At 53.0% G+C, this 23,061-nt stretch carries 21 protein-coding genes; 8 read left to right on the top strand and 13 right to left on the bottom strand.

Annotation, left to right across the window (positions count from 1 at the left end; all coding sequences use genetic code 11):
- Nucleotides 1-60: 60 nt before the first annotated feature.
- From SQ11_RS13185 to SQ11_RS13170, 4 genes are read right to left on the bottom strand one after another with little or no spacing between them, the layout of a single operon-like run.
- Nucleotides 61-1,875 (bottom strand): efflux transporter outer membrane subunit, encoded by a 1,815-nt coding sequence (locus SQ11_RS13185; protein WP_198140881.1) that lies wholly within the window; start codon nucleotides 1,873-1,875, stop codon nucleotides 61-63.
- On the bottom strand, nucleotides 1,872-3,143 hold the full coding sequence (locus SQ11_RS13180) for an efflux RND transporter periplasmic adaptor subunit (RefSeq protein WP_041514632.1): 1,272 nt from the start codon (nucleotides 3,141-3,143) through the stop codon (nucleotides 1,872-1,874). Before SQ11_RS13180 ends, SQ11_RS13185 begins: the two co-directional genes overlap by 4 nt.
- 1 nt (nucleotide 3,144) lies before the next feature.
- Nucleotides 3,145-6,405 (bottom strand): efflux RND transporter permease subunit, encoded by a 3,261-nt coding sequence (locus tag SQ11_RS13175; RefSeq protein WP_041514631.1) that lies wholly within the window; start codon nucleotides 6,403-6,405, stop codon nucleotides 3,145-3,147.
- A gap of 41 nt (nucleotides 6,406-6,446) precedes the next feature.
- The gene (locus SQ11_RS13170) at nucleotides 6,447-7,472 is read right to left on the bottom strand and encodes a hypothetical protein (protein WP_041514630.1); all 1,026 of its coding nucleotides are present in this window, start codon (nucleotides 7,470-7,472) and stop codon (nucleotides 6,447-6,449) included.
- Nucleotides 7,473-8,006: 534 nt separating this feature from the next.
- Between SQ11_RS13170 and SQ11_RS13165 the strand changes: the two genes are divergently transcribed.
- From SQ11_RS13165 to SQ11_RS13150, 4 genes are all read left to right on the top strand, one after another.
- Nucleotides 8,007-9,389, top strand: a complete 1,383-nt coding sequence (locus SQ11_RS13165) for a rhodanese-like domain-containing protein (protein WP_041514629.1) — start codon at nucleotides 8,007-8,009, stop codon at nucleotides 9,387-9,389.
- A gap of 147 nt (nucleotides 9,390-9,536) precedes the next feature.
- Nucleotides 9,537-10,505: a PEP-CTERM sorting domain-containing protein gene (locus SQ11_RS13160; protein ID WP_084226869.1), complete on the top strand. Its 969-nt coding sequence runs from the start codon at nucleotides 9,537-9,539 to the stop codon at nucleotides 10,503-10,505.
- Between the two features lie 111 nt (nucleotides 10,506-10,616).
- Nucleotides 10,617-11,126 carry a YeeE/YedE thiosulfate transporter family protein gene (locus SQ11_RS13155; protein WP_041514627.1) on the top strand — a complete coding sequence of 170 codons (510 nt, stop codon included), beginning with the start codon at nucleotides 10,617-10,619 and terminating at the stop codon, nucleotides 11,124-11,126.
- Entirely contained in the window at nucleotides 11,127-11,789 is a 663-nt protein-coding gene (locus SQ11_RS13150; RefSeq protein WP_232298005.1) for a YeeE/YedE thiosulfate transporter family protein, read from the top strand.
- A gap of 192 nt (nucleotides 11,790-11,981) precedes the next feature.
- On the opposite strand, the gene SQ11_RS13145 is transcribed toward SQ11_RS13150, so the two are convergent.
- The 3 genes from SQ11_RS13145 to SQ11_RS13135 form a co-directional block, all read right to left on the bottom strand.
- Nucleotides 11,982-12,242, bottom strand: coding sequence for a hypothetical protein (locus SQ11_RS13145; RefSeq protein ID WP_041514626.1), 261 nt, complete (start codon nucleotides 12,240-12,242; stop codon nucleotides 11,982-11,984).
- Nucleotides 12,223-12,933, bottom strand: coding sequence for a transposase (locus SQ11_RS16530; protein WP_052494242.1), 711 nt, complete (start codon nucleotides 12,931-12,933; stop codon nucleotides 12,223-12,225). Before SQ11_RS16530 ends, SQ11_RS13145 begins: the two co-directional genes overlap by 20 nt.
- A 149-nt stretch (nucleotides 12,934-13,082) precedes the next feature.
- Complete coding sequence (locus SQ11_RS13135; protein WP_041514625.1) at nucleotides 13,083-13,541, bottom strand: hypothetical protein; 459 nt, start codon at nucleotides 13,539-13,541, stop codon at nucleotides 13,083-13,085.
- A 488-nt stretch (nucleotides 13,542-14,029) separates the two neighbouring features.
- Here SQ11_RS13135 and SQ11_RS13130 point away from each other — a divergent pair, with 488 nt between their 5' ends.
- The gene (locus SQ11_RS13130) at nucleotides 14,030-15,283 is read left to right on the top strand and encodes an MgtC/SapB family protein (RefSeq protein ID WP_041514624.1); all 1,254 of its coding nucleotides are present in this window, start codon (nucleotides 14,030-14,032) and stop codon (nucleotides 15,281-15,283) included.
- Between the two features lie 99 nt (nucleotides 15,284-15,382).
- On the opposite strand, the gene SQ11_RS13125 is transcribed toward SQ11_RS13130, so the two are convergent.
- The 5 genes from SQ11_RS13125 to SQ11_RS13105 all read right to left on the bottom strand — a co-directional run bounded on the left by SQ11_RS13125 (nucleotide 15,383) and on the right by SQ11_RS13105 (nucleotide 19,012).
- Complete coding sequence (locus tag SQ11_RS13125; RefSeq protein WP_084226867.1) at nucleotides 15,383-16,063, bottom strand: DUF1826 domain-containing protein; 681 nt, start codon at nucleotides 16,061-16,063, stop codon at nucleotides 15,383-15,385.
- A gap of 52 nt (nucleotides 16,064-16,115) precedes the next feature.
- On the bottom strand, nucleotides 16,116-16,541 hold the full coding sequence (dksA, locus tag SQ11_RS13120; RefSeq protein WP_041514757.1) for an RNA polymerase-binding protein DksA: 426 nt from the start codon (nucleotides 16,539-16,541) through the stop codon (nucleotides 16,116-16,118).
- A gap of 43 nt (nucleotides 16,542-16,584) precedes the next feature.
- On the bottom strand, nucleotides 16,585-16,803 hold the full coding sequence (locus SQ11_RS13115) for a hypothetical protein (RefSeq protein ID WP_041514623.1): 219 nt from the start codon (nucleotides 16,801-16,803) through the stop codon (nucleotides 16,585-16,587).
- The gene (locus SQ11_RS13110) at nucleotides 16,800-18,059 is read right to left on the bottom strand and encodes a GTP-binding protein (RefSeq protein ID WP_052494241.1); all 1,260 of its coding nucleotides are present in this window, start codon (nucleotides 18,057-18,059) and stop codon (nucleotides 16,800-16,802) included. Before SQ11_RS13110 ends, SQ11_RS13115 begins: the two co-directional genes overlap by 4 nt.
- Nucleotides 18,060-18,178: 119 nt before the next feature.
- Nucleotides 18,179-19,012 (bottom strand): all3515 family Zur-repressed PEP-CTERM protein, encoded by an 834-nt coding sequence (locus SQ11_RS13105; RefSeq protein ID WP_232298004.1) that lies wholly within the window; start codon nucleotides 19,010-19,012, stop codon nucleotides 18,179-18,181.
- A gap of 218 nt (nucleotides 19,013-19,230) precedes the next feature.
- Here SQ11_RS13105 and SQ11_RS13100 point away from each other — a divergent pair, with 218 nt between their 5' ends.
- From SQ11_RS13100 to SQ11_RS13090, 3 genes are all read left to right on the top strand, one after another.
- On the top strand, nucleotides 19,231-19,608 hold the full coding sequence (locus SQ11_RS13100; RefSeq protein WP_041514621.1) for a Fur family transcriptional regulator: 378 nt from the start codon (nucleotides 19,231-19,233) through the stop codon (nucleotides 19,606-19,608).
- A 633-nt stretch (nucleotides 19,609-20,241) separates the two neighbouring features.
- On the top strand, nucleotides 20,242-20,610 hold the full coding sequence (locus SQ11_RS13095; RefSeq protein WP_041514620.1) for a hypothetical protein: 369 nt from the start codon (nucleotides 20,242-20,244) through the stop codon (nucleotides 20,608-20,610).
- Between the two features lie 252 nt (nucleotides 20,611-20,862).
- The gene (locus SQ11_RS13090; RefSeq protein WP_052494240.1) at nucleotides 20,863-21,672 is read left to right on the top strand and encodes a methane monooxygenase/ammonia monooxygenase subunit C; all 810 of its coding nucleotides are present in this window, start codon (nucleotides 20,863-20,865) and stop codon (nucleotides 21,670-21,672) included.
- A gap of 263 nt (nucleotides 21,673-21,935) precedes the next feature.
- On the opposite strand, the gene SQ11_RS13085 is transcribed toward SQ11_RS13090, so the two are convergent.
- Nucleotides 21,936-22,667, bottom strand: coding sequence for a PEP-CTERM sorting domain-containing protein (locus SQ11_RS13085; RefSeq protein WP_052494239.1), 732 nt, complete (start codon nucleotides 22,665-22,667; stop codon nucleotides 21,936-21,938).
- Between the last annotated feature and the right edge of the window lie 394 nt (nucleotides 22,668-23,061).

Here is a 23,061-nt window from a genome sequence, read left to right as displayed (position 1 = left end):
CAACGTCTATTCCACCTAACCAGGCATATCAAAGAGCTGCGGAACTCTTGCAAGATATAGCTATGGAACTGCGGGTTGTGTCAAATTATTGTTTTTGCTGCTTCTATCGCTATTATCCGCATAGGGAACCCAGGGAGCCGTCAAATTGTTTTTGTTGTTTCTATCTCTATTATTACCCACGTATGGAATTATTGACTTTGTAAAATCACTGTTTTTGCTGTTTCTATCGCCATTACCCACAGATGGAATCAGGGGCTTTGTAAAATTATTGTTTTTGTTGTTTCTGTCCTCGGAGTCCACATTGACATCAATTCCTCCGGCGGGTGATGGCTTATCAAGACCCGTATATTGTAATATGCCAAAGGGTTGAATTTCATGGTCAGCGGGTAATTGATCGCGGTTCCAGCCTCCTCCAAGCGAACGAATAAGCGCCACCGATGCTTTCAGCCGATCAGTCTTGATCTGTACAGAATCGATGCTTGACGTCAGTGTGCCGAGCTGGGCATAAATGAGTTCAAGGCTGGTGGCCAAACCGCCCTTATAGAGGTCCATGGTAAGGTTTTGTGTTGTACGTGCGGCTCCCACGGCAGCGTCCTGCCGCTCGGCAGCAATAGTCATCCAATACGTCTGGGTCAGGTTATTTTCAACTTCACGAAAGGCATTCAACACGGTCGAACGATATAAATTCTCCGTCTCGCGATAGACCGACCACGATTGTTGCAATTGGGCCCGACGATATCCGCCCTGGAAAAGCGGGATGGAAAAAGAGGAACCATAGGCCCAGAAACTGTTAGCCAGGCTGAGGAGATTGAGTCCGGCATCCTCGAATCCTCCTCCCAGCCGGAAGGCTACATTCGGAAAAAAAGCGGCACGTGCAATTCCAATGGTGCGGTTGGCCTGTGCCATCCGGCGCTCCATTGCGGCAATATCGGGCCGGCGTTCAAGTAGAGTAGATGGAACCGTCTGTGGAAGGCGAAAATTCGTGGTAAGGAGATCGTCTACTGGCTCGATCTTGAAGCTGGCCGGAGCGAGATTAAGCAGGATTGCAATGGCCTGCTCCATCACCTTGCGCTCACCGTGCATCAGGGCCAATTTTGACTCGGTAGCGAACAGCAGCGACTCGGCCCGTGCCACGTCGAGATTAGAGGCGATCGCGCCTTCAAACTGAGTCACTACAACGGCTAATGAGTACTTGTAAAGATCAATCGACTGTTTGTAAATCGCGATTTGCGCATCCAATCCGCGCAGCGTGAAATAATTTGATGTAATTTCCGCCTGTAAAATAAGGCGCGCGAGCCCATAATCCGCCGCACGTTCTTCAGCACGATAGATCCTGGCTTGCGCCTCATTCCGAAGTCTCGACCAGAAATCCGGTTCCCAGGATGCAATTCCCTCCATCAATACCTGGGTATCGCTGTCAGGTTCTCCAGGAGCACGGAAGAGCGTATGATCGGATTGTTTGTTATTACTGCCGCCGAACCCAAAGCCGAGCTGGGGGAAATATCGAGACCGCGCCTTCATCATTGAATGGCGCGCTTGAATGAACCGTTCAGCTGTTGCCTGCAAGTCTGGATTGGCTGCAATCCCCTGTTCCACAAGACCATTCAGTATTGGATCGTTATATAGTGTCCACCAGTCGGGCCGGAGTATATCATCCGACGGATTAGCCTTAACGAAATCACTCGTTCCCTCCCAGGAGTCCGGGACAACAAATTCGGTCGATTTATAAGTGGGTGACAGATCGAATGCAGGAAAAGGAAGGGAGGCGCACCCCGCCAGGGTTGTCAGAAATAGAAAACCACCAAATCTGACGCCGAGACGACAAAGATCTGAAATACGAGTTTCTTTTTTATGCCGCAAGTCAATCATAGTCATGGTGCATATGATCCGTTTAAGGCTTGTTTTGATCCCGGATCTGGCATTTTCGAATGGGAAGCTGGTTTCGATGACTCCTGAGCCGGCTCTTTTGGTTTGTTGATCATGTCATATCCCGGTGCAGGCGTTACGATGGTCACCTTGTCGCCTTCAAGTATGGCGGCGCTGGGGTTATTTATAATCCGGTCCTCTGTTGAGATACCCTCGCTTAATTCGACAGTAGCATCAAGGATTCTTTGTATTTTGATCGGCTTGAAGTGAACAATGTTGTTGTCATCCACCACGGCCACTCGCGTCCCCATCTCATCAAATACCAGTGAGCTGGATGGAATGGAGAGGTGCTTGTTCTCCACATCCACGGTCAGGTTGACTGATGCATAGGAGCCGGGCCACAGATCCTTCTCTTCATTTTCAATCACGAACTGGGTGACCACCGTACGAGTGCTCACATCGAAGCCGCGAGCAGTGGTCAGAAATTCGGCAGTGAAACGCCGATTGGGAAATTGCGGTACCGTCAGGTTGGCTTTCAGGCCATCATGCATAAGGGCGCCGAACCGCTCGGGCACGCTGACAAACAAACGCAGCCGGCTGATGTCCGCGACAGTATAAAGATTGCGGATATCACCTTGCGGGGTGCTGATAGTGCCTTCCTTATTGATGAAGTCACCCACGTTAATGGCACGGTTGATGACTACGCCGTCATACGGTGCAATAATCGTCTTAAACCCAATCAATGCCTCGAAGTTACGGACATTCTGCGCGGCGGCATTGACTTTTGCCTGTTGGGCTTTTGCCTCAGCCACCTTTACCGAAATCGCTTGCTCGGATACCGCCTGGTTCTTGCGCAAGGCTATCCACCGGTCCGCGGTAAGTATGGCCAGATCATTAAGGGCCACTTCCGACGCCAGATCGGCTTTGGCTTGCCGGTATTGCGCATCGAGCGCCGGCGCATTGATTTCGGCAAGGACATCTCCTCTTTTGACTCTCGCCCCCCAATCCTTGTGCCACATCTTGACGTAACCGGATACCTGGGCATAGATCGGCGCCTGAAACCATGCCTCGATGGTACCCGGAAGCTGGATGGTTTCCTGGGCAGGCAGCGGTTCGGCATGGACGATAGCTACAGTCCGAACATCATTTTCCTTCGCCTTTTCTGTTAAAGAATCCATATGGTTACGGGATTCAACCACTCGGTAACCCAGATAGAAAACAGAAGCAAACAGAGCGATCGCAATAATTAGCGTACTTTTTTTACGTGATTTTTCCATGTCAGGAATTTCCGAGTTGAGGAGCGATTTCCTTGTCGCCAGGAATGCTTTCCTTATCTTTAGAAACGCTTCGGGCGTAATACATGATGGCATACACAGCCGGGACAAAGAACAGGGTATATACCGTTGCAAACATCAAGCCGCCAATCACTGCACGGCCCAGCGGCGCATTGGTGGATCCTCCCAACGCCATCGGGAGCATGCCCATGATCATGGCCGCCGCCGTCATGAGAACGGGGCGAATCCGGGCTTTGCCGGCCTCGATGGCGGCTAGCAGCGGATCGCCATGCGCTTCGATGCGCTCCAGGGCATAGGACACCACCAGTATGGAATTTGCCGTGGCCGTTCCCATGGCCATGATGGCGCCTGTCAGCGCAGGGACGGAAATATTCGTCTGGGTCAGGAACAGGGCCCAGGCAATGCCTGCCAAAGCGCCGGGCAGGGCTGTAATGATGATGAAGGGAACCAGCCATGATTGAAAATTGACGACAAGCAAGAGATAGATCAGCACCACAGCCGCTGCAAGGCCGACAAGCAGTTCGCCATAGGTGGTAACCATATTCGCGGCCTGGCCGGCGATTTGGACATCGGAGCCGCGCGGTACTTCTTCGTCCATCTCCGCGACGATTTTCTTGACGTCGTCCAGCACGTCGCCCAGCCCCCGTCCTTCGGCGGATACATACACTTCAACCAACGGCATGATGCCCCTATGGGTGACCAGGCCGGGCGTGCCTACCGGCGTCTTCTGCGTCAGGTTGCCCAGGAGCTGATAATCCTGATCCAGGCCTGCCTCACCCACCGGCTTCACAGGAATCCTGTTCAACTCATTAGTGCTTGAGACCCAAGGTTGAGGCTGATAGATGTTGATCTGGTATGACATGCCGGTCTTCAGGTCCAGCCAGTATTTCTGGTCGATCTGCTGGCTTCCGTTAGTCGTCAACAACATATTCAGGGCAATATCGGATTCACTCCTGTCAACACCGAGTCCGTATGTCCTTTGGCCTTCAACAAACATGGTGGGCGTGCGCATGGTTTGCTGGATCACCACGTCGGAGGAGCCGGCGATTTTGCGCAACCTGCCTTGCAATTTGCGCGCGTATTCGTAGTTGCCGTATATATCCATCCCGTTAACCTGAACGGTAATCGGAGAAGGGGCACCGAAATTCAAGATTTTCGCTATCAGGTCGGCTGGCTGGAAGGTGAATTCGCTCCCCGGGTAGCGCTCCTTCAAACCGTCATGGATAATTTTCCGGAGATCCCACACCGCTGATTTGTCGTCGAACAGAGTGATCGTCAGGTCGCAGTCCTGCGTCCCGATCGTGGGCGTCGGAATAAAAGCCAGATTATGCGGCCCGACGGGCAAGCCGCAATTGCTGATGACGCCTTCAACCTGCCCGGGAAGCATGCGCGAGATATCCTCCGAAACGAGCGTGGTGATGCGGTTTACGGATTCCATCCGCGTGCCGAGAGGCGCCCGCATATGCATCTGGATGGTCCCCGACCTGACCTCCGGGAAAAAATCGCGGCCGTTGAAGTAGAACAGGATAAGAGAGAGGAGCGCGAAAGCCAGCATGATCGTTACGAACCGGCGGCGATTTTCAATGGTTCGTTCGAGCAGCCCGCCATACCAGCCGCAGAATTGAAGGAATCGAGCCTCGAATCCCTGCTGAAAACGGGAGAAAGCCCCCAGATGATATTTTAACTTCTCCTTGAAACCGGGCGCCTGCCCCGGCGGCTGTTCCTCGCCATGGTGGCCTTCCTTTTCGTGTTCTTCGGCGTGGGGATGCTTGATAAGATATTTCGCCATGGTCGGCACGAGCGTACGCGACAGGATGAAGGACGCCAGCATGGCAAATATCACCGCCAGCGCCATTGGCTTGAACAGATAGCCCGATACGCCGGAAAGCGTGAATAGTGGCAGCCAGACAATGCATATGCATAACGTGGCGAGCAGCGTCGGAATAACGATCTGGTTTGCCGCATCGATGATTGCCTCGTCGAGTTCCTTGCCCATTTCCAGGTGAGTATCGATGTTCTCGATCATCACTGTCGCATCGTCGACGAGAATCCCTACGGCGAGCGCCAATCCGCCCAGCGTCATGACATTCATTGACTCGCCCAGCACTTGCAGGAAGATGAGGGAGGTCAGAATACACAACGGAATGGAAGTCGTAACGACTATCATGGGGCGCCACGAGCCAAGCATGAGCATGACGATCAAACCTACAAGCAGGCCCGCGATCAGCATCTCATGCGTCACCTCGTTGATGGATTCCCGCACGAAGACCGATGCATCGGTGATGATTCTAACGTCCACATGGGACGGCACGATCTCCTTGATACGCGGAAGGGTTGCCCTGATGCCGTCGACCACGTCCAGGGTCGACGCCTCGCCGCTTTTCATGACGACAATAATGACGGCCTGTTTGCCGTCCACGATGACGGAGTTTGTTTGCGGCGGCCCTGCCAGCTGAACATCGGCGACGTCGCGCAAGAAAACGAACGAATTTCCTTCCCTTTTAATCGGAATATCGTTGAATTCCGGAATCTCCGGCGGCATCGCGTTTGTCTGGACCATCCAGTCGGTCTGCTTTATCTTCATATCGCCCGCGGGCAGCACGATATTCTGGCGATCGAAAGCCGCATGGACATCGGTTGGCGATATATTGCGGGCCAGCATCTTGTCTTGATCGAGGGATACCAGAAGCTGCTTGGGCTTTCCACCGTAAGGATGCGGAACAATTGCCCCGGGGATCACGACAATCAAGGGCCTGAGCTGGTTATAAGAAAGATTATAGAGGTCTGCCGGCGTCATCTCGTCCGAGGTAACCTGCAGGCTGGCAACCGCTACCTGAGAGGCTTCCAGCCGCATGATCATGGGCGGGGAAATATCCGGCGGCAGCGCCTTGACAATCGTCTGGGCTATGGCGGTGACTTCCGCTTCTGCGCCAGGGAGGTTGGTGTGGGGCTGTAAAAAAATATTCGTGATACTGATGCCGTAGTAACACTGGCTGACGATGTCCGAGATACCTTCCACCGTCGAGGTCAAGAAGCGTTCGAAGAAAAAAGTGATCCGACCCGACACATCCGTCGGCAACATACCGGCGTAAGCCCAGACTACGGAGATCACGGGAATCTTGATAGTGGGAAAGACGTCTGTCGGCGAATGCCGTATTGCCCGGATTCCGAATATGACGATCAGAATTGAAAGAACCACGAAGGTGTAAGGCCTGCGTAACGCAATAAGTACTATCTGGTTCATACTATTTTCCTCTTATACCTTCGGTAAAAAACTGGCAATTATTACGACTCAAGTTTAGGCGTGCGGCCTGCAGCCTTGCGCCTCCAAACGGTCTGAACAGGATTATTGCCGATCCCTTGCCAAACCCAGGAGTTGATCGCCCGGCAGAATATCCCAGGAGAATGGGGGGAAGCGGGAGTCGGACCGGCCCAGCTATTCCGGAGAATCTCGTCCCCTGACACAGGCGTTGTCAGGGTCCGGTTTATGTCAGGCGTTATCATCCGATTCGCCTTCGTTATGTTTAGGTATTTGCCCGATCGCCACGGTGGTATATATCTGGCAGATTGTGATGGCCAGATGGGTTGCCTGATATCGATAAGATGGACGTTACAGTATCGACCCGCGGTATCGAACCGTGGCTGATTAGGAAGTGTTTTGCCAATCAGGAGGAAGATGGCGCCGAAGGCTGCAGTCGCCGGATTGTTTCCCGACGCGATGGCAATCGCCGCAGCGACCGAGGATATTTTTGCGATATTTTTGCATCTGCCAGTTTCGCCGACCTGCAGGGTGGGAAAACTCTGAAGCGTGTTGGTATGCTCCAGGGCATAGTTAAATCCAATCTCGGCGGCCTCGTCGTCGGTCTTCCCGACCGCTCGGGGAAAAACAACTTGGCACATTGTCAGGATTTTGTGCACGTTCAGGCGGTACGCTCCGAGGATGGTCGCCGCCGCAGCCACAGCTCCACAGGCGATTTGCTGGGGGCGCGTGCCTACTGCGGCCCATTGCGCCGCATTTGCCACCGCATTCGAAATAGCTTCGCTTACGACTCGCATGTTGTCCGCATTCAGGAGTCCTATGACTCCCCCTGAGTGGTCCTTGTCGTAGTGGCTGAGGAGAATGTGATCGAGGGAGTAACCGTAACCTCTGAGGATGGGATTGATAAAGTTGTGGACTGTCTCCGCATACCCGAGTAGTCCGCCATCGATCAATATCGTTCGTTGTCGCCCGGCTGCTACATCTGCCGCAACAACGAGCGCACTTTCTTCCTGTTCGACGTCAATCGTATGGATGGTGAGTTGCAGTGCCATGAGCTTCCAAGTTTTCCTTTTTAAGGACGAAATCAAGTTACCACACCCCTTGTCAGGGAAATATTGCATATTGGTGGTCATTTGGTGAATATTGAGTCCTGAAAATGGTCATTTTGTGAATATTGAGACCTCAAAGTGGTCATTTTGTGAATATTTCAACCTTAAAGTGGTCATTTTGTGAATCCCGCGACCTAAAAGTGGTTATTTAGGGGATGCTACGACCTCGAAGTAATCATTTTGTGGATACTTACGACCTGAATCATTCCCGAAGCGTTGGCGGCTGTAGAGCTCTAAAGCCAATCGAGTCTGACCCCATAGAAATCAATCGGGCTGCTGCGAATAGCGTTCATCAGCCGCCAATGCTGGCTTATTTCGAGACGTAGCCTCACCTTCTGGATTATGTGCCCCAGCGCACTGATCAATATGGAGCACCCGTAACATAATGGTCCAAACATGAAAGTGTCTGTAGACGCTGTATTCTTCAATCAAATCCAACCGGATTTATCGAGCTTGAGCCAGGGCAGGGGGCAACAAATGTTTTTCAGAAGACTAAAAGCTTTAGGCCTGGGGCAGAATTCTTACGTGCTTGGGTGCGGGGAAGGGCTCGCCGTAGTGATCGACCCGCGGCGCGATATCGACGAATATCTGGAACTCGCCCAGAAAAATGATTTGAGCATCGCCTATATTTTCGAAACGCACCGTCAGGAAGATTTTGAATTCGGTTCGCGAACGCTGGCCGCAATGACAGGCGCCAGAATCGTGACGGGCACGCATGAGCTGTTCGGCCACTCGGATGTCAAGCTTGCGGATAAAAAAGAGTTCCAGGTGGGCACCACGCGCTTTGTTGCACTTGAAACGCCCGGCCATACGCCGGAAAGCGTAACGTATGCCGTCTATCCGCAGGATACCAAGGATAAGTGCTGGGGCGTCTTCACCGGCGACGCGCTTTTCGTCAGCGAAACCGGGCGCACCGATCTGCCGGATCCGGACAAGACCGGTGAAAACGCCGGCATTCTCTATGATTCCATTCACCGAAAGATTGCGCCGCTGGGTGACCAGACCCTGCTTTTTCCGGCACATGGGTCCGGCTCGGCCTGCGGCGGGAATATTTCCAAGCGCGACGACTCCACGCTGGGTATCGAAAAAGAAACCAACCTCGTCTTCAAGGTAAGCCGTATGGAATTCGTCGATCACAAGATGGCCGAGAAGCTGCCGCGCCCGCCCTATTTCTCCCATATGGAACGGGTCAACCTGATGGGGGGAAGACCACCCGGATTATCGGCGGAATTTCGCGTTCTTCAACCCAAAGAGTTCCAGGAAAAGATGAAGGATGCAATCGTGATCGATTGCCGCTCGCCAGATGCCTTTGCGGCGGCGCATATTCCCCTATCCTACAACATCTGGCTGGGAGGACTTCCGGCCTTCGGCGGCTGGATAGCGGATGAAAGCACGACCATACTTCTCGTGCTCGATGAGCCGGGCCATATTCAAGAGGCGGTGACATCCCTGTCCCGCATCGGCATCGACCGGGTGGAAGGCATGCTGGCAGGCGGCGTGGAAGCCTGGCGGGAGCGGGGATTACCCATCTACGGGCTGGGCACCATCAGTGCCGAGGAATGCGCCAACTGGATGCAGGACCGCAAAACAAACGTGCTCGATGTACGGGATGATGGTGAATGGATAAAAAAACACATACCGGGCGCCCTCCATACCTTTGTGGGCTATCTGGAGGACAACATTCCCCAGCTTCCCAAAGACAGCGAACTGGTGGTTCACTGTAGCGTCGGCCACCGGGCCGGGCTGGCTGCCAGCATCCTGGAACGGAATGGGTTTACCCGGATTTATAACATGCTGGGGGGGTTATGTGCGTGGGAAGGGCGGGATCTGCCATTGGAAAATGGGGTAACCACAAAGTAAACTACACAGGGTCATCCAGCTTTGTTTCTACGTTGCGGGCATGCCGTGGCATGGTGAGCAGCAAAGCTATACTTTTTATGGTAGCGAATTTCTCAGGCTATTGAATAGGGAACCCCAACCACATACCAGACCAGACTTCAGGAGCCTATGATGAGCCTGCAACGCAAACTATCCTTCGCCATCGCATCTATGATGCTGGCAACCGCATCGCATGCAATTATCATTAATGCCGATGGCGGCGGCCCTGGTTCCGCGATAGATGTGAAAGGCCTGGATTGGGCGCCCGGCAACACGCTGTTGACGCCGGTCGGTAATGCGTCAATACTTACCCATCCTCTGGGAAATGTGTTCCAACTCTACGCCCATGCTTCGCTCGGCGGGTTCCTGGACAGCAACGGCGGTAGCACCGGGAACCCGGGATCGAACGGATGGACATATATTGCAGGCTATCAGCAACAAGTAGTCTCCACCGTAGGCAACAGTGTTGTACTGGGTACGATCAGGGGCGGCGACAATTTCTTCAGATTGTATTTCGATCCAACGCCGGACGCCAACATGGGGAATGGGACTGGGTTCGGGCCGGATGCCACGAATAGCGACCCCGTACTCATATTATCCGGCACGGTGAACCCTTCCGCAGGGCAAACGGCAATTTCCGCCCGGAATGTGCCGCCCGGCAGCCTCGATAATTTTGGTTCCGGCAATTACCCGGGCGTGAAAAGCATCACAGCAGTTGGGAACGATACGCTCGGAATAACTGTTGAGAGCCTTGATCCACGCTATTTTCCTGGTGGGCTGGCAGCCGGACTCAATCTCGATTTCCACACCCTGTTCAATGCTCCCTTTTCACGGACCGACCCATCATCCTGCTTCAAGAATGGCGCTGGCACGCTAATAAATGGCGTGGGCTCCAATACGCTAGGTGGCTTGGAATGCGGCATCAATACCGTCGGAAGGATCAATGGAATTAATGGACCCAATCTGATCCTGATGAGCGACTCGTCGGCAATTTTCACCCGGGTCGCGCCAGTGCCGGAGCCCATCTCCCTGGCGTTGCTGGGAGTGGGGCTAGCCGCAATGGGGACAAGGAGGAATCTTCTGAAAATAAAGTATTGATCGCAGAAATCAATGAGGAATGAGATGGAGAAGATTGAATGAAGGCGCTATTTCACCGCATTAACTTCATCAGGTGCACCGGGGGCTACCTGAATCTGACGCGAGGCATCGATGGAATATGACGGCGGTGCATGGTCTCCCTATTTGGTCGGAGCGCTCATCGGGGTGCTCTCGATGGCGACATTTTACTTCTCCAACCAGCCCATTGGTGCCTCGACGTCTTTCGCGCGGATTGCCGGCCTTATAGGAAACCTGTTTTCCAAGGGACATACCGAATCCCTCAAGTTTTTTCAGGAAACAAAACCGCAGATTGAGTGGGGGGTGATGCTCATGATCGGCATCATCCTCGGTGCTTTTCTGGCCGCTTATACAGGGGGCGAGATCACGGCGCAATGGATACCGCCCTTGTGGGAAGAGCGCTTTGGCTCGAGTCGCACGTTGCGCCTGGGGGTGGCGTTTATCGGCGGCACGGTCATGGCGTTTGGTGCGCGGCTCGCAGGCGGATGCACGAGCGGGCACGGCATTAGTGGAACTTTGCAACTCTCGGTGGGTTCGTGGATCGCGCTGATATGCTTTTTTGCGGGTGGCGTTGTCACCGCAAGACTGATGTTCAGCATATAGATGCCATCCGCCGTGAATCCCATTACGCCAACAGCGCAGGAAATGTTTCTCTCCGTTACTTTCCCGATTCCTCGGGAGAAACCCAAAAATGAAAAAGAGACATCGGAAAAGCCGTTGCGAGAAAAGGCAAATGGACCCAGGCAACTTGTACTTGGGCTTATTTTTGGTATCGTATTCGGTTTTCTGCTCCAAAAGGGCGGTGTTGCCAAATATGACGTATTATTGGGAGCGCTTTTTCTGACCGATTTCACGGTAATGAAGATCATGCTCACTGCGATTGCCGTTGGCATGATCGGCATTTTCTCGATGCATCGCATGGGACTCGTGCAGCTGCACGTAAAGCCTACGCATTATGCTGCAAACATAATCGGGGGGTTGATTTTTGGTGCTGGCTTCGCATTGCTGGGCTATTGCCCCGGCACTGGCGCCGCGGCGCTAGGGCAGGGCAATTACGATGCGATTGCAGGCATCATGGGCCTGCTGGCGGGTAGCTATCTCTATGCCGAATTGTCGGGTTACCTGGATGCGACGATTCTGAAGTGGGGCAACCGTGGCAGAATCATGCTTCCCGACCTGATGGGAGCGCGGCTTGCAATTTTCATAATCGGCTTTGTACCCTTATTGATCCTGATTCTTCTTGGAATAGAAAAGTATTCTCCATAAGACTACCCGAACGCCAGCGGCTAGCGATGCCGCCGAAGCGATCACCGCTAGCCCGTCATAGCCGACGTGGAAGCCTGATGCCTCCCGCCATGAGGACTCCGTCAGCATCGACACCTGCCTGCCTTACCGTGCCTTTGGCGCACTCGGCGTACCTACCGCTTGCCCGGCGGCACGCGTGATAAAGCAGGAAAACTACTTCTCGACCGTTTGCAGCTCTCTTGCCTGGGCTATGGTTTGTGCAAGCAGAGATGGCTTTTTCTTTTTCCATACCACCCGGCATAATGGATCACTGAGAAGGGTTGTTCTCTGGGCCAGATTTCTCGCTAATCCAGTTAATGCAGCCATGCTGATTACTGTAAAAACAATAAGAAGTATGAGCGGGAACCATTTTTTTACCAATACCGCCTCCCTGGCATAAGACGCCAAACCGATTTTATTTTTGCTGGCCGCCATGGGCGCTTCTTGGGATATAGCTATCGTCATTGGCCACACTTGCGTAACTGACGTAGCCAGAGTATTTTTTCCTGTTTTTTCCGACCCAGGTCGCATCCGGCTCAAGGTGCCGGATCTTGGTAAAGCTGGCCAACTTTGGATATTCTATCGTCATTTTAACTGACTTGCCGGCAATTTCGTCAGCCTTGGGGGCCTCCGCGATATTTGGATTGCCACTCATCGTGTCGCCTGTGGAAAAAGGGGGCGATTGCATGCGAATGGGGGCAGTGGCTGGACTATGTGAATTCTTGATCACGATGCCGTTGGCTTGCAACTCCGCATTCACGCCAGCAAGTATTCCGGCCAGCTTGCCCGATGTGATCAGGCGATTGCGAAAGCGGCACAGCATGGTTTCATCCGGCGCATCATCAAAGCCGCCCACACCGCAGAAGTCCATGAAGTCGGTACGCATATGCAGCGCCTCTTCCAGCTTCGGATTCGACAGGCTGTGCCACTGGCCCAGCAATACTGCTTTGAACATGATCACCGGGTCGATGGGTTTTTGCTCTCCATTCTGGTTGATCTCGCGCCTATAGACCTCGACAAGGCCGCCGCGAAGCCCTTCCCAATCAATCAACGCATGAGCTTCCATTAATGCATCGTCGCATCTCACGCGCGCTTTATTTTCCACTGGTTCCAAATCTGTCCGCATTTGCATTTGCTCCTTTGCGATGTTCCACCTTTTGACTCATCCGGCGCAACTCGTTTCATCAGCGTTGCATCCAGGCCTGCTTGATCGCATATCCATCGATGAAACCCATGAATTCATGCAGCGAGTTATTTATCGAGTTGTTACGCCCGCTAATTGCTACCTATGTCGTCATTCAGGCGCAGCTTGTACTTTACCTCAGTGGGAGCATTAGTCGTTTTCCGGACAAAAACGCCCTGATCATCCCGCGCGAGGCTCGCTGCTTTTCGCCGGTGGGAATCCGCCTCGGCAAGGCTTCGTTCGACAGCCAGTTCATACCTGTTCATCAAAGCCCATGTATGCGATTGCCGATCTTGTGCCTGCCGCCCATAGAGATAACTCTTTTCCTGGTAATGTTCGAGCAATTGTCTTTGCTCTTCCGCCTTTACTCGCATCTCCAGAGCCAGTTTCTCAAAATGCTTCCACAAGGCGGTATGGTCGCTGCGGGTTCTTGCACTTTGAACCGCTTTACGGAGAACGGGACTGTGGATTGCCTCGTGGGGACTCATCGGGGCACAAGCGGCCAATAAACCGAGCATGGATGCCAGCGCTACATATTGGGTGGCTTTCATACGACACCTGCTTGAAAAATCTCATCGCTACGATGAGAAGAACGCGTGGGCAAAGTGCGGCACGTGGACATAGCCTATCAGTCGCTGGACACTTTGTCAACATTGTTATGTTTAAAGTGTCTTAAGAACGCTTGGCGCCTTAGCCAGAAAATGGGTAGTTAGTACACTATAATAATTTATAGCCTTCTGATATGACCCCGGAGAAGCGCAGTTCGTTAGGACCGCACGCCATAGCTCAACCTGCGGGTATTGGCGGGCAAGGTGCGGAGACAACTCGATGGGCCGTGCCTGGCTTCACCCGCTCCATGTGATTCATGATCCATGGTTTCCCACGATGGTGATGGAGAGGGATGGCCGGAGAAACGCTTCTTATTAGGCAGGGACCGGCGAAAACAATCTAGATATTACTTCCGCGGAGCATATGCAACTGGGGTTTTGGATGTCATCCTCGTCGTTGCGCCGCGGTATTGTCGGAATTGATTGCCACGATGACCTCTCTCACCGATAACTGGATGCAAGTCGCCGTGGCGCTGGGCATTGGCCTGTTGATAGGCGTCGAGCGCGAACGCAGGAAAGGCGGGGGGCGGGACCGCGCCCCGGCGGGAATTCGCACCTACGCGATCACAGCTCTTCTAGGTGCGATTGGATTCCAATTAGGGGGAATTCCGTTACTTGCGGTAGTAACCGTTTCGGTAGCCGGCTTCATCGCATTGGGTTATTTTCGCACGCGCAGTCAACGCGATCCTGGTCTTACAAGCGAATTTGTGCAACTTCTGACACTATTGCTTGGCGCGCTTGCCATGCGCGAACCGCTGCTTGCATCCAGCCTCGGTGTTACGGTAGCACTGCTGCTCGCGGCACGAACCCGCATTCACATCTTCGTGCGAAAAACCCTGACCGAAGCGGAACTGCATGATGCACTGGTTCTTGCCGGAGCGGCGCTGGTGGTGCTGCCCCTCATGCCGGACCGCTACATGGGCCCCTTCAATGCGATCAATCCGCATACTTTGTGGATCATCGTGGTACTGATGATGTCGATCAGTGCAGGCGGGTATATCGCCTTGCGCCTGTTTGGTCCGCGCTATGGATTGCCCGTGGCTGGGTTAGCCTCGGGATTCGTATCCAGTTCGGCGACGATAGCCTCCATGGGTGCGCTCGCAAAACAGAAACCGGAGCTCATGCCAGCTGCGGTAGGAGGTGCCGTTCTCTCGACTGTCGCCACCATTGTGCAAATGGTGGTTGTGCTTGGCGTAACCCATCCCGCCACGCTTGCCGCCATGGCGATGCCGCTCATATTGGCGGGGCTGATGGCGGTGGCCTATGGAGCATGGTTTTTTATAAAGGCGCTGCGACAAAAAGCACCTGAAACAATCGAGATGGGCAGGGCCTTCAGCTTTCGTAGCGCGCTCATCCTTGCGTCGACAATGGGGGCGGTTCTCCTGATCGCTGCTGCACTCAATACCTGGCTGGGCAGCGCGGGGCTGATTGCCGGCACGGCAATCGCCGGTTTCGCCGATACGCACTCGCCTGCGGTGTCGGTAGCCTCGCTAGCTGCCGGAGGTAAGCTTAAACCCGCCGAAACGCTATTGCCTATCCTTCTTGCCATGAGCGCAAACACCATAACCAAAATGGTGTTGGCGGCATCGAACGGCGGCAGCCGTTTCGCATCACAGGTTATTCCGGGACTGCTGCTGACTATCGCGGCAGGCTGGCTCGGCGGCTTGCAAATCTTGCTGAATTGAGAAGCCCTTGCATTGCTCAGAAGTTCAATGCCATCAGATCGATATTGATCCGGCTAATGACGATAGCCCGCTTTAGGATTTGCCGCTCCTCTTCCTCGCTCAATTCCAGATCGCGTCTATTACGAGGAGGACACGTGGCCCGTTACCAGGCGCGACAGCTGGCGAGCGATGGATTGCGCCCCTTCCATTATTCCCTTGCCATAGTATGCCTTTAAAAAACACCACATCAAAAGGCGCGGCTGCTTCCACCATGGTTCTGTGATCGTACAAACCGGAAACTTCGTCGGAAACCCCGTTTGATCCGAGGCCAAGCTTGCTGCGGTCGACCCATCGGTCGTCGATCCATTCCGTACCCGAACCGAGGTAAGCGCAAGCCAGCCGTATGCCGGTACGGTCCACGTGAAAGCGCGGGCACATCGCTCCATGGAGAATTTCCAGGCGCAGGCCCACCGCGTCGCATCCAAGAAGTTCCGAATAGATATCTGAAAGCTGGCAGATGTCATCAACGATAGCATTCTGACCAGGTAGATTTGGCAGAAAGGCGGATTTTAATCGTTCACCCAGCCCAATAATTGTACGAAAACCGCTGCCCAGAGCGCCGCTGGTCAGTGCATGCTGGAAATATGCCCTGATAGCCTGCTCCTCCTGCCGTTGCCAGCGGACAACCTGAATGCCGGCATCAAAAATCCGGGGCAGCTCATCCGGTTGGCGCGTTGTCCATGCATACCGCTGAAGAGAATGGGCTGTAGAAGAAGGTTCTTCAAGTACGCTGGCAGGCATGGACGAAGACTGCTTATCCCGGAATTCGCATCTGTTTACGGGGGAGAAACCGTTAGATGCCATAGCTTCGCTCATGAAGTTCGTGGCGCTCCTGTGCTTCAATGCAGAGCGTGGCTGTTGGCCTCGCCAGCAAACGGGGGAGGCCGATGGGTTCGCCTGTATCCGCGCACCAGCCATAGGTGCCGTTTTCAATGCGCAAAAGGGTATCCTCGATTTTTTTAAGTAATTTACGCTCCCGGTCTCTTACTCGGAACTCAAGGGAAAATTTTTCCTCCGTGCTTGCCCGGTCATTTGGATCAGGCTCGGAAACAATGGCCTGCATCTGCTCAAGCGTGCCTTGCGCATTTTCCAGCAGCTTGTTCCGTTCGTCTTCCAGGCGGAGACGAAAGAACCCCAGCTGTGCAGGGCACATATATTCGCCCGGCGGGACCGCGCGAATAGCTTTCTTTGTAAGATCAGGCGATCGTTCTTTTTTCATGGCTCTCACCAATAAGAAGCTGCCCGCCACGGATAATGTGCCGTCAGCGATGAATGTCATTATTTGCACGCTCAAACCAGCTCACGGTTCTTTGCCAGTGCGCTTCCCCATAGTGCCGAATAAAACGTTGTGTTTCCTCATGCTGCGAGTCGCGCAATACCATCAACCGCCCTTGGATGAATTCTTCGGTCAACCGAATGCCACAGTCATGCTCGATGCAATGATGCCATTCACCGAAAGTCTCCGGGATTATCGCACTCATGGATGGTTCGCTTCCTCCCCTGTCGATGCCACCGTGGCAGTCCACTCAGGAAACTGGTCCGTCAGTGTGCGCCAATGCTCCACACCCTTGCGGATTTCCGTGGATGTAAGGCGGCATGTTGCAAAGGCCATTTCAATCAATGCCCGATCCCAATCCTTATGGCGACCAATGAAGACTACTTCATTGATACGGTCCCCGTAGGGCGGCTGCCAATTCTGCTCTATCAAGGCTCGCTCATGGCTTCCCTCGGCGGGCCAGCGTTGTTTCGGTACCGCCGCCCACCACCGCCCCACCGGCTCCACCGCAGCAGTATTGCCGGAACGTGAATAGGATATTGCCCATTCCGGCCGGCTGGCCAACCATACATAGCCTTTAGCCCGTAATACACCCGGCAGCGGCATTTCTAGAAAGGCTGCAAAACGCTGGGGATGGAGGGGCTGGCGTATGCGCAGGACGAAACTGCTGATGCCGTATTCCTCTGTTTCCGGGGTATGCTCCCCAGCCATCTCCTTAGCCCAGCCCGCCATGCCGCTGGCACGATCCAGATCGAATCGGCCGGTGCCAAGAATTTTTCTTAAGGGAACATCACCATGTTCGGCGTAAACGATTTCCGCCACCGGGTTCAATGCCTTGATCGCGCCGGTCACTTCCCTCAATTTATTCAGGCTGACTCGATCCACCTTACTTACCACAATGACATCCGCAAACTCGATTTGCTCGGTCAATAAACTGGCTAACGTCCGGTTGTCCTCGTCTCCCGCAACCTCGCCGCGTTGCGCCAGCGAATCCTCGCTTGAGAAATCATCCAGCAGGTTAACTGCATCCACCACCGTGACCATGGTGTCTATGCGCGCGATATCGTTTAGCGAACTGCCTTCTTCGTCCCGGAAATCAAACGTTGCCGCGACAGGCATCGGTTCGCCGATTCCTGTCGATTCGATCAAAAGATAATCGAAGCGCCCCTCCACCGAGAGCTTGCGCACCTCCGTAAGTAAATCCTCGCGCAACGTGCAACAGATACAGCCGTTGCTCATCTCGACCAGCCTTTCTTCAGTGCGGGACAATGCCGCTCCCGCATTCTCGGTGCTTCTTTCAATCAGGGAGGCATCGATATTCACTTCGCTCATGTCATTCACGATCACTGCTACACGCAATCCTGCACGATTCGCCAGAACGTGATTAAGCAACGTAGTCTTGCCTGCACCCAGAAAGCCGGAAAGGACCGTAACCGGCAGACGCTCATCCCTTATTGTCATAACGATCTCGCTTAGTTGGCTGCTTAGTTGGCTGCTTAGTTGGCCGATAGTTGGCAGATTAACTGGCTAAGTGGGTGGCCAGCGCTCAGGTTGGTCAGGAGAAACTGGGTATGCTTAAATCAATACTGGGTTCGTCGGCGCGCTGTCCATGTCAATACAAACAGGCCTGCGACGAGCATTGCATAAGAGCTCGGTTCCGGCACCGGTGAAACGGCAAAATCGAATTGGAACGTGCCTGAGTCCTGGAAAGCTGAATTCGCGCCCATATTCAACAATTCGAATGTTGCCGAGTAAACGCCCGCCGCGGCATTTTCATCGACCCAGTAAATCGGCTTGAATTCGAAGCTGTTGCCTGCTCCCAGCGTGAATAGGTCGCCATGGCTATAAATATCCCGCGTTGTCTCGGTTCCAATATGCAGTCCTGGAGTGCTTTCGACCAATCTTAGGCCGATCTCAGCGTTATCCAGTTGCCCCGACCAGCGATCGCTGCTGCTATGGAAAAGGACGTCTTCAGTGCTGCCTGAAGAATGGCCCGCCAGGGATTGGATGGAAGCGATGCCGAGATAGCTGTATTCGGAGCTGTCTATATGGGTTCGCAACGTTCCGGCATAGAGCCCGCTACCCGCTGCCAGGGAAAGCGGTTCCTCGCGCGAAGAAATTTCGGGAATACGATTATTGGGGCTGGTGGACAATACCTTCGGTGCAGCCGCCGGTCCGCTGTAACTATATGCCCCGATGCCATGAAAGTGATTGCCGTGGTCGAGCAGAAGGGTGAGGCGGTCTGAGTTTGGGTTGGGGAGTTCGCCGTAGGTGCCGGAAGCAATCGTGGCTAGCCCGTCGTAACCGACGTAAAAACCAATACCTTCATCATGCCGTGACGCTGATGCGTTGAACGACGCCAGAATAAGCAGGCCTGCCAGGTTCATAGCAGTGCTTCTCAATGTAAGCCGCATATACTTTCTCCTTTTACAGTTATAAAATGAACATGTGCTACTACTTTCATCTCTATTAGGATCCAATTTTTCTATATCATGATCGACATGGATTAATTGATAATAAGTTATCAATAGCATATAGTCAAGGCTTGTTAATGCCATGAACCAAAGATTGGGCTGCTTGTGCTGATATCGCCAGCAACCCATCCCGAAATCGATATTGTTGAGGGGAATCCATGGAACGTAATACCCGGCAGCGCAATGCGATTCTTGATGCCATCTCGGAAGCGGGAAGGCCGCTTTCCACGCAGGAAATACTCGCGGCGGGGCAGGCAGTAGTGCCGTCACTGAGCATCGCAACGGTTTATCGGACATTGAAGGACTTGACGGCCGAGAGCTGGATTTTGCCGGTCAAGCTACCTGGCGAGGCAGATCGCTATGAGATGACCCAGCTAGGCGATCATTATCATTTCAAGTGTAGTGCTTGCAGCAGGGTATTCGACATACACGAGAGGATCAAGAAGAGCAATCTTCTGGTCCCTCGCGATTTCGTAATCGAAAAATACGATCTGATTCTTTATGGCCGATGCAGCGAGTGTCAGCCCAAACCTTGAATGGAGCATGCCGGATGTTCCGCTACTCGTCTGAAGTTGTTTCCAATTAGCGGCGCAGGAAGTGATTTCCTTTCGGCCAATGGTTCAAGCGGAGGAAGAGCATATGGTATCGCCTGCTTGCGCATCGGAGGAATCCGAGGCAATAAAGGGAGGTGCTGTAATTCTTTCCAATGATTTATTTATTGTGGCTCGGGACAGCTAGGATCTCCTTCGGTGCAGCTGGCGAAAGATTCCAATTTCTTAGCGCGCTCATGAGTTTTCTGAGAAAGGCCATCCCTAAAATCATTGGATGAGCTGATCCTCCTTCAATTCCGGAGCTCCGGATTGACAGTCTGGATCCTCGAATTTATCTATGATAATTGCGCTTCTTTAAGCTGCTGCTGTTGAATTTTTATCTCGCGATCAAGCTCCAGTATCGGATTGTATTTCTGATTTTTTCCATTATCTAAGGATTTCCCTTAGTACAAAATCAAGCATTTCCTTAGTATCGAATCAGGGTTTCCCCAATATCTCCATAGTGGCATCGGGGTTAATATGGACTCACTCCTACGACTCTGACCATCTGTCCGGAAGTAAAAGGACTCTGACTATCCGTCCGATATTGATCTAATCAATTGGAACAGGAGAATCAAAATGGCAACGACTCTCGGCAAAAAAGCAAAAGATATTCTTACGGCTTTTTCTCTACTTGGTTTATTGGCTGTATGTGCGCCAATAAATGCCGTAAAAGCAGAAACTCCCTCTAGTCAATCAGCTGTTCAGAATGTTGCATCTCTAAGCGAACATTGTGCTTTGGTAGAGCATTTTGAAGATGCCGCCAGGGAAATGCAAGCCAAGGCGGATGAACAAAAGAAACTGCTTGAACAGTATGAGGAGATGCGTTTGTATGGCTGGCAATCCCACAATTTGAAATCGCGTACCGCGGCCTTGATACGCAAGTATGAGCAAGCTGCGCGATCAAATATGGAGGAGGCTGCTTCCCATCGCCAAATGGCGCAATAACCTCAGCCCAATTATGAGATTCATGACGGCCAAATGCCACAAACAGTAGGTAAGTGATACAGGCCGTACTTGGCAAGGCAAACTCGGATGCATCAATAAGCATACAGGTTTGCCTGTCATCTTAGGACTCTGACCACCCGTCCGCAGTTGGACTCTGAATACCTGTCCGTCGGCGCAATGCCGGTTTATATCGAGGACTCTGACCATCCGTCCAGCAGTTTTGGTTTTAATTACGGAATAGGAGGAATTCAAATGTCAACAGCATTGAGAGACGCGAAAGCGGCGGTAGAAGAATTGGATCGCGGAGACAACATGTCTCAGTGGTACGATTCGAAGTATTACAAGATGGGATTGCTAGCCATGCTGGCCGTAGCAATATTCTGGATCTGGTACCAGCGAACCTTTGCGTATTCACATGGAATGGATTCGATGGAGCCCGAATTTGAAAAGGTCTGGATGGGCCTATGGCGGGCGCACATGATCGTGATGCCGGTTTTTGCGCTGGCTACCTGGGGCTGGATCTGGAAAACACGGGATACCGAGGAGGAGTTGGCTAACCTGGATCCGAAACTGGAGATCAAGCGTAATTTTTACTTGCTCATGTGGGCCGGCATCTATCTCTTCGGAGTTTATTGGGGCGGCAGCTTCTTCACCGAGCAGGACGCCTCCTGGCATCAAGTCATCATCCGGGATACCAGCTTCACCCCCAGCCATATCGTTGTATTTTATGGCTCGTTCCCGATGTATATCACCTGCGGAGTGGCGACATTCTTGTATGCCAGGACCCGCTTGCCGTTATATGCCAGGGGCGTCTCGTTTCCCTTGGTAATGGCAATCGCAGGACCGCTAATGATCCTGCCTAACGTCGGTTTCAACGAATGGGGTCATGCTTTCTGGTTTATGGAAGAGCTCTTCAGCGCACCGCTGCACTGGGGTTTCGTGATCCTGAGCTGGTCGGGGCTGTTTGCCGGCGGTATCGCAGCGCAGATGATCACCCGCTTTTCCAACCTGACTGATGTCGTCTGGAACAATCAGAGCAGAATCATTCTTAACCGGATCTAGTTTTGGGTGCTGTCTTGCCGCCTGCTCGGCAAGCCCGGAAACGCTGATATCCAGCTTGGCGTAACCATGTCGATCGGCTCAACTACGGAAATCATCCCACGGGCGGTTCCCATGGTTGCTCCGAGCTGGACAGAAAGCCATGTAATTTCCGGATATGCTTCTATTTTTACCGATAGCGTATTTATCAGGAGGTATCCGCAACCCTGAAACGGGTTGCGGATAAAAAGAGATAGATATGTGTAAACTGATCGGGAGGCCGGCAGCTATCCGGCTATTTCCTTGCGGCGCCTGGCGACGGCACCGCATAACGCCAGGCCGGCCAGAAGCATCGCATAGGTTTGAGGCTCGGGAACAGGAGATACCAGGGCGCTGATGGAAGCCCCGAAAGCCTCGTGGCTCAGCCCACGGTTGAAAGCAATCTGAAACGGGTCGCCATCCAGATAGGGAGAAGGCAGATTACCGGAGGCGTCGCGCGAGGTAAGTTCAAAAGTCGCGAGATAGGCACCCACCGGATTAACGCTTGATATCGAGAAATCGATATGAGCGTGAATGCCGCCTGTAGAGTCGACCTGATCGATGACTCCATATGGATTGGTTGCACCGAGGGATGAAATGAGTGTTTCATTTCCCAGTACATCTTCGACAGTCAGCGAAATTCCGCTTGGAGCGGCCGCCCAACTCGTGCCATTCCAGAAGCTCAAAGTGCCAAGGGCATGGTACCAGAGCTGCTCCCCGGAGAGAAACGTGCCAGAGGGCGCCAAAAACCCTGGGTCGTCCGTTCCCGTAAGCCCGCCCGGCAGATCGCCAAAGTCTCCTTCAAAAATCTTGTAGCCGGTTCCAAATGCGACCGGCGCGGTATTTTCCTCATCGACAATCAGCTTGCCGCCGACCACAACCGCCTCGATATCGGCGTGCTGCGCGAGAACCTGAGGAGAAATCATCATGGCCAGCGTGGTGAGCGCTGCGCCGAAAGTCACATGCATGGGTCTGAACATCGTATCACTCCTATAGTTTGGGTTGCCTAATGAATCTCAAGCATTTATGTCGCCTGATGAGATTGTCTTTCAAAACGAGAACTCTTATAATACTACTGAGAACTCGTTATCAATAATGTAATAAACGCCGTGGGCTTTGTCAACAATATCGCCGCTCCTATTCTGGAAATTGTTGAAACCAGCATCGCCGAATGCTCTGATGCTTTGAAGATACGGGGATAAAGCCAGATTTATTTTTCTACGATATATTCTTCTGGCATATATCTGGCTTATCTGGGGGATGGCAAGCCGGGCGAGTCCGCGCGCAAGTGGCTGGCAGCGGAAGGAATAATAACAATCAGGCTGTCGCTAATCGCTAAATTAAGATTATGTATTCAACCCTGCGTGTGCCGTG

Origin of the sequence: Nitrosospira sp. NpAV (assembly GCF_000832065.1) — a bacterium.
Taxonomy (GTDB): domain Bacteria; phylum Pseudomonadota; class Gammaproteobacteria; order Burkholderiales; family Nitrosomonadaceae; genus Nitrosospira.
The sequence above is the reverse complement of the archived record's forward strand: the minus strand, read 5'-3'. Positions and strand labels throughout refer to the sequence as shown.

Bases quoted from the DNA above. Each gene is read 5' to 3' on its own strand.
- SQ11_RS13145 (WP_041514626.1), bottom strand. From the start codon at position 12,242: ATGGCGGCCAGCAAAAATAAAATCGGTTTGGCGTCTTATGCCAGGGAG.
- SQ11_RS13085 (WP_052494239.1), bottom strand. From the start codon at position 22,667: ATGTTCAGACCCATGCATGTGACTTTCGGCGCAGCGCTCACCACGCTG.
- SQ11_RS13180 (WP_041514632.1), bottom strand. From the start codon at position 3,143: ATGGAAAAATCACGTAAAAAAAGTACGCTAATTATTGCGATCGCTCTG.
- dksA (WP_041514757.1), bottom strand. From the start codon at position 16,541: ATGAAAAAAGAACGATCGCCTGATCTTACAAAGAAAGCTATTCGCGCG.
- SQ11_RS13135 (WP_041514625.1), bottom strand. From the start codon at position 13,541: ATGAAAGCCACCCAATATGTAGCGCTGGCATCCATGCTCGGTTTATTG.
- SQ11_RS13175 (WP_041514631.1), bottom strand. From the start codon at position 6,405: ATGAACCAGATAGTACTTATTGCGTTACGCAGGCCTTACACCTTCGTG.
- SQ11_RS13100 (WP_041514621.1), top strand. From the start codon at position 19,231: ATGGAACGTAATACCCGGCAGCGCAATGCGATTCTTGATGCCATCTCG.
- SQ11_RS13095 (WP_041514620.1), top strand. From the start codon at position 20,242: ATGGCAACGACTCTCGGCAAAAAAGCAAAAGATATTCTTACGGCTTTT.
- SQ11_RS13170 (WP_041514630.1), bottom strand. From the start codon at position 7,472: ATGGCACTGCAACTCACCATCCATACGATTGACGTCGAACAGGAAGAA.
- SQ11_RS13090 (WP_052494240.1), top strand. From the start codon at position 20,863: ATGTCAACAGCATTGAGAGACGCGAAAGCGGCGGTAGAAGAATTGGAT.
- SQ11_RS13130 (WP_041514624.1), top strand. From the start codon at position 14,030: ATGACCTCTCTCACCGATAACTGGATGCAAGTCGCCGTGGCGCTGGGC.
- SQ11_RS16530 (WP_052494242.1), bottom strand. From the start codon at position 12,933: ATGCGGACAGATTTGGAACCAGTGGAAAATAAAGCGCGCGTGAGATGC.
- SQ11_RS13110 (WP_052494241.1), bottom strand. From the start codon at position 18,059: ATGACAATAAGGGATGAGCGTCTGCCGGTTACGGTCCTTTCCGGCTTT.
- SQ11_RS13155 (WP_041514627.1), top strand. From the start codon at position 10,617: ATGGAATATGACGGCGGTGCATGGTCTCCCTATTTGGTCGGAGCGCTC.
- SQ11_RS13160 (WP_084226869.1), top strand. From the start codon at position 9,537: ATGATGAGCCTGCAACGCAAACTATCCTTCGCCATCGCATCTATGATG.
- SQ11_RS13115 (WP_041514623.1), bottom strand. From the start codon at position 16,803: ATGAGTGCGATAATCCCGGAGACTTTCGGTGAATGGCATCATTGCATC.
- SQ11_RS13125 (WP_084226867.1), bottom strand. From the start codon at position 16,063: ATGCCTGCCAGCGTACTTGAAGAACCTTCTTCTACAGCCCATTCTCTT.
- SQ11_RS13165 (WP_041514629.1), top strand. From the start codon at position 8,007: ATGTTTTTCAGAAGACTAAAAGCTTTAGGCCTGGGGCAGAATTCTTAC.
- SQ11_RS13105 (WP_232298004.1), bottom strand. From the start codon at position 19,012: ATGCGGCTTACATTGAGAAGCACTGCTATGAACCTGGCAGGCCTGCTT.
- SQ11_RS13185 (WP_198140881.1), bottom strand. From the start codon at position 1,875: ATGACTATGATTGACTTGCGGCATAAAAAAGAAACTCGTATTTCAGAT.
- SQ11_RS13150 (WP_232298005.1), top strand. From the start codon at position 11,127: ATGCCATCCGCCGTGAATCCCATTACGCCAACAGCGCAGGAAATGTTT.